The following is a 13,604-nucleotide window of genomic DNA, read 5'->3' as shown; positions in this document are numbered from 1 at the left end:
TCATTTCACAGCCTTGCCGTCCGCATCGAAACGGTAGGTCTTGGCCGGATCCGGCGTGGCATAAAGCGTCGACCCCGGCTCGGCGTTGTAGACGCCGAAGATGCGCACCGTGATCAGGCCGGCTTTTTCGCAATCGAGATAGACATTGGTGTCGGCACCGAGATGTTCGGTGTGCACGACCGTGCCTTTCCACGAACCGGACTTCGGATCGACGGTCAGATGTTCCGGGCGCACGCCGATGGTCTTGACGGTTTCGCCCAGCCGCGCGCCGTCAACGAAGTTCATCTTCGGCGAGCCGATGAAACCGGCGACGAATTCATTGGCCGGCGACTGGTAAAGCTCCATCGGCGCGCCGATCTGCTCGATGCGGCCGGCATTCAGCACCACGATCTTGTCGGCCAGCGTCATTGCCTCGACCTGGTCGTGAGTGACGTAGATCATCGTCGCCTTGAGCCGGCGGTGCAGCTGCGCGATCTCGAGACGCGTGTTGACGCGCAGCGCGGCATCCAGGTTCGACAGCGGCTCGTCGAACAGGAACAGCTTCGGCTCGCGCACCACGGCGCGGCCGATGGCGACGCGCTGGCGCTGGCCACCGGAAAGTTCGGCCGGGCGGCGCTTGAGGTAGGGTTCCAGCGAAAGCATGGCGGATGCGGCGCCGATACGCTTGTCGATCTCGGCAGCCGGCTCGCCAGCCTGCTTGAGGCCGAGCGCCATGTTGTCGCGCACGCTGAGATGCGGATAGAGCGCATAGGTCTGGAACACCATGGCGATACCGCGCTTGGCCGGCGGCGTCGAAGTGACCTCCTGGCTATCGATCAGGACGCGGCCGGAGGAAGCGTCCTCCAGGCCGGCGATGACACGCAGCAGGGTCGACTTGCCACAGCCCGACGGGCCGACGAAGACGACGAATTCGCCATCCTTCACGTCGAGGTCGATGCCCTTCAGCACGTCCACCGGCCCGAAGGATTTCTTCACATTCTCGATCTTCAGAGAGCCCACGGCTGTTCCTCGCTCGATTGCTAGAGTTTGACGGGATTGCCGGTGCGCACGCTTTCGTCGGCGGCAAGGCAGACGGCAAGCGAACGCACGGCATCGTCCATGTGGCGGGTGAGGTCGACATTCTCGCGAATGGCTTTCAGCACGAAAGCCTGTTCGAAATCGCACAATTCCTGGTGGCCCGGTTCGCCTTCCATGGAAAGCAGTTCGTCGGGTTTCAGGAACTTACCGTCGGCACCGGTCGCGGCCTGGTGCAGGCGGATGGTCGAGGTCTTGGTATGGGTGTCGATATCGTCCGACTTCACACCCTCGGCCATGACGATCGACACGCAGCCCTTCGGCGACATCACGTCCTTCACGAAGAAGGCGGTCTCCGAGATCATCGGGCCCCAACCGGCCTCATACCAGCCGACCGAACCGTCCTCGAACAGCACCTGCAAGTGACCGTAATTGTACATGGAGGGCGCCACCTCATCGGAGAGGCGCACGCCCATGCCACGCACTTCGACGGGCGCGGAATCGGTGATCTGCAGCATGACGTCGAGATAATGGACGCCGCAATCGACGATCGGCGAGGTGGTCTGCATCAACTGCTTGTGCGTCTGCCAGGTATGGCCGGACGACTGCTGGTTGAGGTTCATGCGGAACACATAAGGGCCGCCCAGCTTGCGGGCCTCGGCGATCAGCCGCACCCAGGACGGGTGATGGCGCAGGATATAGCCGATCACCAGCTTCTTGCCGTTGGCCTTGGCGGCGTCGACCACCCGGCGCGCATCGGCGACCGTGGTGGCCAGCGGCTTCTCGACGAAGACATGGCAGCCAGCCTCGAAGGCGTGCACCGCATAGTCGGCATGGCTGTCCGAATAGGTGGCGATGCAGGCAAGGTCCGGTTTCTCGTCGCGCAGTGCGTCCTCGAACGAACGACGGATCTCGTGACCCGCCAGCCCGCCGGGCAGCGGCACGTCCGAACGGTTGACGAGGGCCGCAATCTCGAAGCCCGGATTGTTGTAGTAGGCCAGCGCGTGGCTGCGGCCCATATTGCCCAGGCCGGCAACGACAACGCGGAGGGGTTTGGTCGAAGTCACTTTGATGTCCTGTGTCGGGTTTCTTTGTTGTTGCTTTGAGGACGGCGCTTACTTCACCGCGCCTGAGGTGATGCCGCGGATGAGCTGCCGCGAGAAGATCAGATAGAGGACCAGCACCGGCAGGATCGCCAGCGACAGCGCCGCCAGGATAGCGTTCCAGTTGGTAACGAACTGGCCAAGGAAGATCTGCGCGCCGAGCGTCACCGTCTTGGTGGCCTCCGACGGCGCCAGGATCAGCGGGAACCACAGATCGTTCCAGATCGGGATCATGGTGAACACGGCGACCGTGGCCATGGCCGGGCGGACCAGCGGCAACACCAGCCTGAAGAAGATCGTGTATTCGGAGAGCCCGTCGATGCGGCCGGCATTTTTTAGATCGTCCGACACGCCCTTCATGAATTCCGAAAGAATGAAGATAGCGAGCGGCAGGCCCTGTGCGGTGTAGACCAGGATCAGTGCCGTCAACGTGTTGACCAGCCCCGAAGCCACCATCAGCTGCAGGATGGCGACAGTACCGAGGCGGATCGGGATCATGATGCCGAGCGCCAGGTACAAGCCCATCAGCGTGTTGCCGCGGAAGCGGTATTCCGACAGGGCGAAGGCGGCCATGGCGCCGAACAGCAGCACGAAGAACAGCGAGACGACGGTGACGATCAGGCTGTTCTGGAAATAGAGGAAGAAATCGCCCTGGCCGAACACGGTGGTGTAGCCGATCAGGTCGAAGGTCTTCGGCGTCGGCGGCGTCAGCGGCTGCTGAAAGATCGCCTGGCGCGACTTGAACGAGTTGATGACGACGACGAAGACCGGGAACAGCGCGATGACGGTGTAGGTCAAAAGGATCGCGTGCGCGCCGATCGTGCGCGGCAGGGAAGAGGTGGCCTTACTCATCGTGACGCCCTCAGAACTGGTAGCGGCGCAGGCGCCGCTGCACGAGGAAGAGATAGAAGCAGACGCCGATCAGGATGATCAGGAACATCATGGTGGCGATGGTGGCGCCCATGTTCGGATCGCCGACCTGCAACTGGAAACCGAAGAAGGCGCGATAGAGGAAGGTGCCCAAGATATCGGTCGAGTAGTTCGGCCCGGCCAAGGCGCCCTGCGCGGTGTAGATCAGGTCGAAGGCGTTGAAATTGCCGACGAAAGTGAGGATCGAGATGATGCCGATGGCAGGCAGGATCAGCGGCAGCTTGATCTTCCAGAACTGCGACCAGCCGGTGACGCCGTCGCATTCGGCCGCCTCGATCACCTCTTCCGGGATGGACAGAAGCGCTGCGTAGATCAGCATCATCGGGATACCGACGAACTGCCAGACCGAGATCAGGCTGAGTGCGGTGAGCGCGTATTCTTCCTTGCCGAGCCACGGCGTGAACAGGCTTTTCAGGCCGACCATGCCGAGCAGGTCGGGTGCCACGCCCCAGATCGGCGACAGGATCAGCTTCCAGGCGAAGCCGACGATGACGAAGGACAGGATCGTGGGGATGAAGATCGCGGTACGGTAGAAGGCGGTGAAACGCAGCTTCGGGCTGGAGAGCAGCGCCGCCAGCATGACACCGATCGGGTTCTGCACCAGCATGTGGATGATGAAGAACCAGACATTGTTCTTCAGCGCGTTCCAGAAATTGAACGACCAGTTGGGGTCGCCGAACAAGGTGCGGAAGTTGTCGAAGCCGACAAAGGTTTGCACCTGCTCGATGCTACGGAACAGCGAGAGCTGCAGCGTGCCGAACAGCGGCAGGATCATAACGGCCGTGTAGACGAGCACCGCCGGCGCCAGGAAGACGCCGATGTGCAAACGGAACGGTTTTTTCGATGCTGCAGCCATGAGTTCGGTCCTTACCGCCTCGGGTGTCGCCGTCAAATTGTGAGAATGCCGCCCCTCGCCTGCCCGCCGAGATTTTCCCCGAACATCCGGGGAAACGACAGACATGAAGCCGGCGCCCCTTCTCCAGTCTTCAAAGGAAGAGCGTAAGGGCGAGGAACCGCGCCGACAATCAGAATCTACAGTTCGGGACAGGCCGGGCCGCGATAAACGCGGCCCGGTCGTTTCACAGTCTTACTTCGCCGGCTTGTACCAGCTGTCGAGACCCTTCTGCAGCTTACCGGCTGCGACTTCCGGGGTGTCGGTGCCGTTGATGACGTTGGCCGATTCAACCCAGGTCTCGTTTTCGAGGTTCGGCGTGCCGCGCGACAGAACCTGATAGGTCGAGCGGATCGTCGGCTTGCACTTCTCGCGCCAGGAGACGAATTCCTGCGCCAGCGGATCCGCCATCTTCACCGGCGCGGAGTTCAGGCTGAAGAAGCCTGGCAGCGCGTTGGCATAGATGCCGGCGAATTCCGGCGAGGCGACCCAGGTCAGGAAGGTTTTTGCCGCGTCGGCGTTCTTGCTCTTGGCGTTGAGGCCGATGCCGATGTCGGTGTGGTCGGAGATGTAGCAGGTGTCGCCTGCCTTGCCGACCGGCGGCGGGAAGGCGCCCATCTTGAACTGCGCCTGGGTGTTGAACAGGCCGATCTCCCACGAGCCGGCCGGATAGATGGCGGCGCGGCCGAGCGTGAAGAGGTTCTGGCTGTCCGGATAGGTCTGCGCCTCGAAGCCGTCGCCGAGATAAGGCTTCCACTTGACGAGTTCGGCATAGGGTTCGACCCAGTCCTTGTCGGTCAGCTTCTGCTTGCCGGCGATCAGAGCGAGACGGCCCTCTTCACCCTTCCAGTAGTTCGGACCGATGTTCTGGTAGCCCATGGTGGCGGCTTCCCAGAGGTCCTTGGTGCCCATCGCCATCGGGATGTAGGTGCCGTCGGCCTTGATCTTGTCGAGCGCGGCGAAGAATTCGTCGCGGGTCTGCGGCACCTTGAGGCCGAGCTTGTCGAAGGCGTCCTTGTTGTAGATGAAGCCGTGGATGACCGAGGCCATCGGCACGCAGAAGGTGGCCGAACCATCGTCGGTCGACCATGCGGACTTGGCCACGCTGGAGAAATTCTCCATGCCGGACAGCTTGGTCAGGTCGGCGAGATCGCCCTTCTTGTAGAGTTCGAGCGACTTGTCGAACGGACGGCAGGTGATGAGATCGCCGGCCGAACCAGCGGCGAGCTTGGCGCCGAGAGCGGCGTCATACTCGGTCGGCGCCGACGGCGCGAACACCACCTTGATGCCGGGGTTCTTCGCCTCAAAGGCCGGGATCAGCTTGTCCTTCCAGATGGCGAGGTCGTCACCGCGCCAGCTTTCGATATTGAGCGTGACATCAGCGGCGGAAGCGGTCCCGGCCAAGCCGAGTACGCTGGAGCCCAAAAGTAATGCCGTAAGAAGTTTCGTCTTCATGCTCAGTCTCCCTGTTGACCTTTTTCAGGTTCGGTTTTGACGAGATGGGAGACTTTCGCCTCCCTGCTCTCCTCTGATGGCGGAAAGGGCCGGCCTCAACCTCTGGCCAGTCTTCTCCAGTATCTTCTCGGCAGCATCGACGCTGGTGGCGCCGGCAGCGAGCAGAATGGCGGTCTTGACGGCGCCGCCGCTCATTTCGAGCGACCGTTCGGCATCGCCGCGGTCGCGCCCGGTGACGGCGGCGACAATCCGGGCAGCGCGATCGCGCAGTTTGGCGTTGTCGGCGAGAAGATTGACCATATAGCCGTCATGGACATGGCCGAGATGGATGGCGGCCAGGGTCGACAGCATGTTGAGCGCGATTTTCTGGGCGGTGCCTGCACCCATGCGGGTGGAGCCGGCGATGACTTCCGGCGGCGTCTTCAAGAGGATCGCGACATCGGCGGCCTGCAGCAGCGGCGTCTCGCCATTGTTGGCCACGGCGATGGTTGCCGCGCCGCGACGCTTGGCTTCCAGCAATGCCCGTACGGCATAGGGGGTCGAGCCGCTGGCCGACAATGCTATCAAGCAATCGTTCTTGCCGATATTAGCACCTTCAACGGCTTCGGCCGCCTCGCCCTCGTCGTCCTCGGGGCCACCGGCGAGAGTCTGGAATGCTTCCTGCCCACCGGCAATCAGGATGGCGATGCGACTGCGGTCGATGCCGAACGTGCCCGGCAATTCGAGGGCGTCGGCCAGAGCCATCAGGCCGGAACTGCCGGCCGCGGCATAGACGAGCTTGCCACCCGCATTCAAACGATCGGCGATCAACGCAGCTGCGGAGGCAATGGCGGGGATGGCCTCACGGACAGCGGACGCAGCCTCGATCTGGGCTTCCGCAAGCGAAGCCAAAACAGCTTCCGGAGCCCGGACATCCAGGCCTTCCGCGTCGCGATGCTTCGCTTCGGTGCGCTTCTGCGCCATTCCAATTCCTCCACCTTTCTCGACAATACCAAAAAAATACCACTTGTCCACATGCATTAGCAATTTCGCAGCAATTTCCTTTCTGACCAAACTAAATCATCCTATTTTTCATACAGTTACCGCTTTTTGAATCGAACCACAAATTTGTTCTTGGCTATTGGTATTTTATTGGTATTATCAACCGAGAGGAGATTTCAGCGTGACTTTCGTGCTCGGCATCGATGGCGGCGGCACCAGCTGCAGGGCGGCGCTGGCAACGGCGGACGGCGCGATCCTGGGTCGCGCCAAGGCCGGTGCCGCGAACATCCGTAGTGATCTAACCGGCGCCCGCACCAACATCGTCGAAGCCGCCAGGCAAGCGTTTCTCGCGGCCGGCGAAGACCCCGATTTGATCCCGCAGACACCAGCCGTGCTCGGATTGGCCGGCGCCAATGTCGGCACCTACAAGCAGCAACTCGAGGCGATCCTGCCCTTCAGCCGTTCCAGCGTGGAGACGGATGCCGAGATCGCGCTGGAAGGCGCGGTCGGTTCCGGCGACGGCGCCATGGCGATCCTCGGCACCGGCACCGCCTATATGGTGCGCAAGAACGGCAAGTCGCGACCGATCGGTGGCTGGGGTTTTCAAGTGGGGGACCAGGGTAGCGGCGCACGCATCGGGCGCGACCTGCTCGAACAGACCCTGCTCGCCTATGACGGCGTCCGCGAGCCATCGCCGCTGACCGCCGAAATGATGGGCGTGTTCCGCAACAACCCGCAAGACGTGGTCGAGTTCACCACCAACGCCAAGCCCGGCGACTTTGGCGGCTTCGCTCCGAAGGTGTTCGACTATGCGGCCAAGGGAGACGCCGTCGCCACCTGGATCGTCGACAAAGCGGTCGCCGACGTGGAGGCCTCGCTCGGCGTACTCGGTCTGGAAGCTGGCGATCCTCTCTGCCTGCTCGGTGGCCTTGCTCCGCTCTATGCGCCGCGCCTTTCCGAGCGCCATCGCGCCTTGTTGAAGACGCCGCTCGACGATGCGCTGGGCGGCGCGGTGCGCATGGCGGTGCGCATGTTCGCCGCCCCGGTCGAGGCTGCGCGATGAGCGACGCCGGCGACGCCATCTTTGCTTCGCTGAAACAGGCTTCGCAAAGCGGTGCGCCACTTTACCTGCAGCTTCGCCGCAGCATCGAGGATGCCGTCAATCGTGGCGCGATCGGCCCGGGCGACGCACTGCCTTCGGAGCGCGACATCGCCTCCATGGCCGATATCTCTCGCGTTACCGTGCGCAAGGCAGTGCAGGATCTGGTCAAGGGCGGCATTCTCGTCCAACGTCATGGTTCCGGCACCTTCGTGGCGCCCCGCATGGAGCGCGTCGAGCAGTCGCTGTCGCGGCTCACCTCCTTCACCGAGGACATGGCGCGTCGCGGCAAGGCGGTGCGCTCGACCTGGCTCGATCGCGGGCTCTATGCGCCCTCGCCCGAAGAGATGATGGTGCTGGGACTGGCCGCCAGCGAGATGGTAGCGCGGGTGGCACGCCTGCGCATTGCCAACGATACGCCGCTGGCGATCGAGCGCGCCTCGCTTTCGGCCAGCGCCTTGCCCGATCCGACCGCGGTCGGCTCCTCGCTCTATGCGGCGCTGGAGGAACGGGGCAGCCGGCCGGTGCGCGCCGTGCAACGAATTTCCGCCGTCAATCTCAACGAGGCCGACGCGCGACTGCTCGAAGCGCCGACCGGCTCCGCCTCGTTGCGCATCGAGCGCATATCCTATCTCGCCAGTGGCAAGGTGATCGAATTCACCCGGTCGGTCTATCGCGGCGATGCCTATGACTTTGTCGCCGAGCTCAGGCTTGGCGTAACCAACGACGACACTGGAGTACGGCCATGACAACAACAAAAACCCATATGCGCCGCGAGGTCGAGGAGATTCCGGACGCTACCGCTCGCTTGCTCGACAAGTCCGGCAAGGTACTGAGCGAGGCCGGGCGCGGCATCCGCGAGCGCGACCCGAATTTCATCGTCACCGTGGCGCGCGGCTCGTCCGACCACGCCGCCACCTTCATGAAATACGCGGTCGAGCTGACCGCCGGCCTCGCAGTCGCCTCGGTCGGCCCGTCGGTCGCCTCGATCTATGGTGCGAAGCTCAGGCTGAACGGCTCCGCCTGCCTGGCGATCTCGCAGTCGGGCAAAAGTCCCGACATTGTCGCCATGGCCGAAAGCGCCAAGGCACGCGGTGCACTGACGATCGCGCTGACCAACACCGCCGATTCGCCGCTGGCGCGGGCCGCCGACTATGCGATCGACATTCTGGCCGGGCCGGAACTCAGCGTCGCGGCCACCAAGACCTTCGTCAATTCCGCAGTGGCCGGCCTCGCGCTGATGGCGCACGCCACCAGCGACGAAGCGCTGATCGCGGCGCTGAAGCAATTGCCGGAACGGTTCCGTGAGGCGGTCGCCTGCGATTGGTCGCCGCTGACTGCGGCGCTGGATGGGCACAATTCGTTCTTCATCCTCGGTCGCGGTCCGTCTTTCGCGATCGCCTCGGAGGCGGCACTGAAGTTCAAGGAGACCTGCGCCGTGCACGCCGAAGCCTACAGCGGCGCCGAGGTGATGCATGGGCCGATGGCGCTGGTCGGCCCGACATTCCCGGTGCTGGCGCTGGCCGCTCGCGACGCGTCGGAACCCTCGCTTGCCGCCGCGGTGGACACGCTGGCCAACAAGGGCGCCTCGGCCTTCATCACGTCGAAGCTGGCCAAGAACGCCATCATGCTGCCGCATGCCGCGACCGGGCACCCGCTGACCGACCCGCTGACGCTGATCGTATCCTTCTACGCCTTCGTCGAGGCCTTCGCCCGCCACCGCGGCCTCGATCCCGACACCCCGCCGAACCTGCGCAAGGTGACGGAGACGGTATGAGCAAGACTCTCGCACTCACCGGCGCCCGCATCTTCGACGGTGCCGACTGGCATGACGATGCCGCGCTGGTCGTCTCCGGCGGCCTGGTGGAGGCGATCGTCGGCCGCGATGCCGTTCCGGCGAATGCCGAAACTATCGATCTCGGCGGCGGCTTGCTGGCGCCGGGCTTCGTCGACCTTCAGGTGAACGGCGGCGGCGGCGTCATGCTGAACGACCATCCGGACTTCGCTTCCATAGAGACGATCTGCCAGGCCCACGTGCCTTTCGGCACCACCGCGCTTTTACCAACGCTGATCACCGACACGCCCGAGATCACCGCTGCGGCGGTCACTGCCGGCGCGGAAGCAGCCAGACGTAAATTGCCTGGCTTCCTCGGCCTGCATCTGGAAGGGCCGCATCTGTCGCTGGCGCGCAAGGGTGCACACGACCCGAAGCTGATCCGCCCGATGAACGACGCCGACCAGGCGGCGCTGATCGCAGCCCGGGCGAAGCTGCCGGTATTGCAAACGACGATCGCTCCGGAATCGGTCACGGCCGCGCAGGTGGAGGCATTGGCCAAGGCCGGCATCGTCGTCAGCCTTGGCCATTCCGACACCGACTATGCGACAGCGACCGCCTATGCCGACGCCGGCGCTTCCATGGCCACGCATCTGTTCAACGCCATGAGCCAGATCGGCAATCGCGAGCCGGGGCTGGCCGGTGCCGCCGTCGACAGCGGCAAGGTCTTCGCCGGTCTGATCGCCGACGGCATCCATGTGCACCCCGCGACAATCGAGATCGCGCTGAAGGCCAAGCAGGGTCCGGCGCGCATCTTCCTGGTCACCGACGCTATGGCAACGATCGGCACCGACATGACCTCGTTCACGCTGAACGGCCGCACCATCTACCGCAAGGATGGCAGTCTGCGCCTGGCCGACGGCACACTGGCCGGCGCCGACCTCGACATGATCTCGGCAGTGCGCTTCATGCACAAGGTCGTCGGCATCGAGCTGGCGGAAGCGCTGCGCATGGCCTCGCTCTACGCGGCCGAGGCTGTCGGACAGTCGCACCGACTCGGCCGACTCGCCAAGGGCACGGCGGCCGACATCGTCGCACTTACCGACGATCTCGGCATGAAGGGTGTCTGGATCGGCGGCAACAGGGTGTTCGGTTAGTTACGCCGTCGCCGCCGGGATGAGGTAGCTTAGCCCGCCGCTTTGTCGGCAGCCGTCCTGATCGCCTCGATGTTGGCGCGGTAGGCATCGACCGTACCGCCTTTGAACACGGCGGCGCCCGCGACCAACACATTGGCGCCAGCAGCCGTCACCAGGGGCGCCGTTTCCGGGCTGACACCGCCGTCGATCTCGATATGGATCGGCCGATCGCCGATCAGCGCCTTGACCCGCCTGACCTTCTCGACGACGGCTGGGATAAAGGCCTGACCGCCGAAACCCGGGTTGACCGTCATCAGCAACACGAGGTCGAGCCGGTCCAGCACATATTCGATGACACTTTCCGGCGTGCCGGGGTTTAGCGAAACGCCGGCCTTCTTGCCGAGATTTCGGATCGTCTGCAGGGAGCGGTCGAGATGCGGCCCGGCTTCGGCATGCACGGTGATGCCGTCGCAGCCGGCTTCGGCAAAGGCCGCCAGATAGGGATCGGCCGGCGCGATCATCAGATGGCAGTCGAAATAGGCCTTGGTGCGGCTGCGGATCGCCTTGATGACCGGCGCGCCGAACGTGATGTTGGGCACAAAATGCCCGTCCATCACATCGAGATGGATCCAGTCGGCGCCTGCCGCGACAATCGCCTCGACCTCGTCGCCAAGCTTGGAGAAATCCGACGCCAGCACCGAAGGCGCAATGAGGGTTTTTCGGGTCATGACCGCTCCCGTTGCTCTGTTTGTCTCCGCCTAACCGCATGCTGGGCGCTTGTCGACAGGAATCGCTGTCCCAACCTGTCCGGCTTGACCGGCGTCGGACGCAATGCCAGCTTCCCGGGCGATGCGGTTCCCAACAAAGAAAGGCATGGGTGCTCAAATTGAGCGAATCAGAACAGTTGAAGACATGGATTGAACAAAACGGTCCGATCGAAAGCGTTCAGGCAGTGGTTTGCGACCTGAACGGCATCATGCGCGGCAAGCGCATCCCGGTCGAGCAGGCTTCCAAGGTTCTCGGTGGTGGCATACGCATGCCGCTCTCCATCGTCGGGGTCGACGTGTGGGGCGAGGACATCATCGGCAGCACGCAGGTTTTCGCCACCGGCGACGGCGACGGCATCTGCGAGGCAACGGGACGCGGCCCGCTGCCAGTCAGCTGGACGTCGCGGCCCAGTGCGCTGATCCCACTGTGGCTGTCGCTGGAGGACGGACGCCCCTTTCTCGCCGATCCGCGCCAGGCGCTGGCGGCGGTTGTCGCGCAATATCGCGAATTGGGGCTGCGCCCCGTCGTGGCGACCGAAATGGAATTTTACCTGATCGACCCCGAGCCTGACAGCGCGATGCCGCCGATCTCGCCCTATACGGGCAAGCGGCTCGATTCCGACGCGATCCTGTCGATCGACGAGCTGGACGATTTCGGCGAGTTCTTCTCCGACGTCTACAAGGAGTGCGCGCGCCAGAATGTGCCGGCCGACGCGGCGATCGCCGAAAACGGCATCGGCCAGTTCGAAATCAATCTCCTGCATACCGACGACCCGCTGAAGGCGGCGGACGACAGCGTCTTCTTCAAGCGCATCGTCAAGGGTGTGGCGCGCAAGCACGGGCTGGCGGCGACCTTCATGGCCAAGCCATACGGCACACGGTCTGGCAACGGCATGCATGTGCATTTCAGCCTGCTCAACGAGAAGGGCGAGAATGTCTTCGACGACGGCACCGCCGAAGGCTCGCCGATGCTGAAGAGCGCGGTCGCCGGCCTGCTGCGCGGCATGGCCGAAACAACGCTGCTGTTTGCACCGCACTACAACTCCTATCGCCGCCTGCGGCCCGACACGCATGCGCCCACCTCGATCTCCTGGGGTTATGAGAACCGCACGGCGGCAATCCGTATTCCCGGCGGCAACCCGAAGGCACGGCGCATCGAGCACCGCGTCGCCGGCGCCGACTCCAATCCCTATCTCGTGCTCACCGCGATCCTGGGCGCGGCGCTGGTCGGCATCCGTAACGGCTGGAAGCCGACGGCACCGCAGACAGGCAGGGCCTACTCCGCGAAGAAACAACGCAAGATCCCGGCCGAATGGGGTCAGGCGGTGGACGCCTTCGAGAGCGGTGCGATCGCGGCCGAAATCTTCGCGCCGGTGCTCAGGCAAATGCTGGTCGCCTGCAAGCGCCAGGAGATAGCCGGTTTCGCCGAACAGGTGACCGACTACGAGTTCAGCGCCTATCTGGAGATTGTCTAGACACCCGCGCTCGGCATGCGCCCTTCGAACAGGTCGCGCTCGCGGGCCAGCCCCTCGCCGACCTGTTCGAAGAAGGCTCGCACCCGTGCCGTCCGTTTCAAATCGGCATGGGTGACGATCCAGAACTCCCCTTCAAGATCGGCCAAGGGTTCCGGCCGCACCCGCACAAGGCCAGGATCGCTGTCGCCAAGGTAACAAGGCAAGAGCGCGAGGCCGATACCCGCCTTTGCTGCAACCGATTGGTTGACCAGGCTGTTGGTTCGGTAGACGAAGGCGCTGTCCGGCGCGGTGCGGCTTAACCAGTCCGCTGCCTGGATGCCGGCCGCACCTTCTTCCCAACCGATCAGATCTTTCCTGTCACCGATATCCCCAACCGAGCCATCAAGTGCCTCCAGATAGGCAGGCGTCGCGAAGAAGGTCCAGGCTGCAGCACAGAGCTTGCGCCCCCACAGGTCGCCTTCCTTGGGACGAACGGGTCGCAGCGCGATGTCAGCCTCGCGTCGTGACAGGCTGAGCACGCGATTGTCGATGAGGAGTTCGACCACGATGCCGGGGTTCGTGCGGCGGAACGCAGCCAGATGGCTGGGCAATCGGCTGTACGCCAGTGTCTCCGAAGAAGTGACACGCAAACGCCCTGAAAGACGATGGTCGGAACCGGCAATGTCGCGGTCGAGCGCCAGCGTCTCGTCCTCGATGCGCTCGGCGGTGGCGGCCATACGTTCGCCGGTGACGGTGGCCTGATAGAGGCCGCCCGGCAAACGCTCGAACAGATGCACGCCAACGCGCTTTTCCAACGCATTGAGCCGGCGAAAAGCCGTCGAATGATCGACGTTCAGGGCTTTCGCGGCACCCGTCAGGCTTCCTTCGCGTTGAACCGCCAGGACCAGCCGCAATTCGTTCCAGTCATCCATGCCGAGAGAGATAGCACCTATCCTGCTTGCAGTCATGCAAGTGCAATAAGCAAAATGCCAATGAGCA

At 63.6% G+C, this 13,604-nt stretch carries 13 protein-coding genes; 5 read left to right on the top strand and 8 right to left on the bottom strand.

Features of this window, described 5'->3' with window-relative positions; all coding sequences use genetic code 11:
* The 6 genes from QFZ88_RS14630 to QFZ88_RS14605 form a co-directional block, all read right to left on the bottom strand.
* A complete protein-coding gene (locus QFZ88_RS14630; RefSeq protein WP_024924384.1) occupies positions 1-999 on the bottom strand; it encodes an ABC transporter ATP-binding protein in 999 nt (332 codons plus the stop codon).
* A 20-nt stretch (positions 1,000-1,019) separates the two neighbouring features.
* The gene (locus QFZ88_RS14625; protein ID WP_024924385.1) at positions 1,020-2,081 is read right to left on the bottom strand and encodes a Gfo/Idh/MocA family protein; all 1,062 of its coding nucleotides are present in this window, start codon (positions 2,079-2,081) and stop codon (positions 1,020-1,022) included.
* Between the two features lie 48 nt (positions 2,082-2,129).
* Complete coding sequence (locus QFZ88_RS14620) at positions 2,130-2,969, bottom strand: carbohydrate ABC transporter permease (RefSeq protein WP_024924386.1); 840 nt, start codon at positions 2,967-2,969, stop codon at positions 2,130-2,132.
* Between the two features lie 10 nt (positions 2,970-2,979).
* Positions 2,980-3,903, bottom strand: a complete 924-nt coding sequence (locus QFZ88_RS14615) for a carbohydrate ABC transporter permease (protein ID WP_024924387.1) — start codon at positions 3,901-3,903, stop codon at positions 2,980-2,982.
* 231 nt (positions 3,904-4,134) lie between these two features.
* Positions 4,135-5,394, bottom strand: coding sequence for an ABC transporter substrate-binding protein (locus QFZ88_RS14610; RefSeq protein ID WP_024924388.1), 1,260 nt, complete (start codon positions 5,392-5,394; stop codon positions 4,135-4,137).
* Positions 5,395-5,418: 24 nt separating this feature from the next.
* On the bottom strand, positions 5,419-6,357 hold the full coding sequence (locus QFZ88_RS14605; protein WP_024924389.1) for an N-acetylmuramic acid 6-phosphate etherase: 939 nt from the start codon (positions 6,355-6,357) through the stop codon (positions 5,419-5,421).
* A 199-nt stretch (positions 6,358-6,556) separates the two neighbouring features.
* Between QFZ88_RS14605 and QFZ88_RS14600 the strand changes: the two genes are divergently transcribed.
* Genes QFZ88_RS14600 through nagA form a run of 4 tightly spaced genes read left to right on the top strand, consistent with a single transcriptional unit; the run spans position 6,557 to position 10,405 of the window.
* Positions 6,557-7,438 carry an N-acetylglucosamine kinase gene (locus QFZ88_RS14600; protein WP_024924390.1) on the top strand — a complete coding sequence of 294 codons (882 nt, stop codon included), beginning with the start codon at positions 6,557-6,559 and terminating at the stop codon, positions 7,436-7,438.
* Positions 7,435-8,223 carry a GntR family transcriptional regulator gene (locus tag QFZ88_RS14595; RefSeq protein ID WP_024924391.1) on the top strand — a complete coding sequence of 263 codons (789 nt, stop codon included), beginning with the start codon at positions 7,435-7,437 and terminating at the stop codon, positions 8,221-8,223. Before QFZ88_RS14600 ends, QFZ88_RS14595 begins: the two co-directional genes overlap by 4 nt.
* Positions 8,220-9,251, top strand: a complete 1,032-nt coding sequence (locus tag QFZ88_RS14590; RefSeq protein WP_024924392.1) for an SIS domain-containing protein — start codon at positions 8,220-8,222, stop codon at positions 9,249-9,251. The genes QFZ88_RS14595 and QFZ88_RS14590 overlap by 4 nt, the downstream gene beginning before the upstream one ends.
* The gene (gene nagA, locus QFZ88_RS14585) at positions 9,248-10,405 is read left to right on the top strand and encodes an N-acetylglucosamine-6-phosphate deacetylase (RefSeq protein WP_024924393.1); all 1,158 of its coding nucleotides are present in this window, start codon (positions 9,248-9,250) and stop codon (positions 10,403-10,405) included. The genes QFZ88_RS14590 and nagA overlap by 4 nt, the downstream gene beginning before the upstream one ends.
* Positions 10,406-10,434: 29 nt before the next feature.
* Here the strand turns inward: nagA and rpe are convergent, their stop codons facing one another.
* A complete protein-coding gene (rpe, locus tag QFZ88_RS14580) occupies positions 10,435-11,112 on the bottom strand; it encodes a ribulose-phosphate 3-epimerase (RefSeq protein WP_024924394.1) in 678 nt (225 codons plus the stop codon).
* A gap of 158 nt (positions 11,113-11,270) precedes the next feature.
* Here rpe and QFZ88_RS14575 point away from each other — a divergent pair, with 158 nt between their 5' ends.
* Positions 11,271-12,626 (top strand): glutamine synthetase family protein, encoded by a 1,356-nt coding sequence (locus QFZ88_RS14575; RefSeq protein ID WP_024924395.1) that lies wholly within the window; start codon positions 11,271-11,273, stop codon positions 12,624-12,626.
* Here the strand turns inward: QFZ88_RS14575 and QFZ88_RS14570 are convergent.
* Positions 12,623-13,537, bottom strand: a complete 915-nt coding sequence (locus QFZ88_RS14570; RefSeq protein WP_024924396.1) for a LysR family transcriptional regulator — start codon at positions 13,535-13,537, stop codon at positions 12,623-12,625. The two genes, QFZ88_RS14575 and QFZ88_RS14570, sit on opposite strands and share 4 nt — an antisense overlap.
* Positions 13,538-13,604: the final 67 nt, after the last annotated feature.

The sequence above is a fragment of the Mesorhizobium sp. YL-MeA3-2017 genome (assembly GCF_030814575.1).
Taxonomy (GTDB): Bacteria; Pseudomonadota; Alphaproteobacteria; order Rhizobiales; family Rhizobiaceae; genus Mesorhizobium; species Mesorhizobium terrae.
Note: the sequence above shows the minus strand (reverse complement) of the source record. Positions and strands in the feature narration are given on the sequence as shown.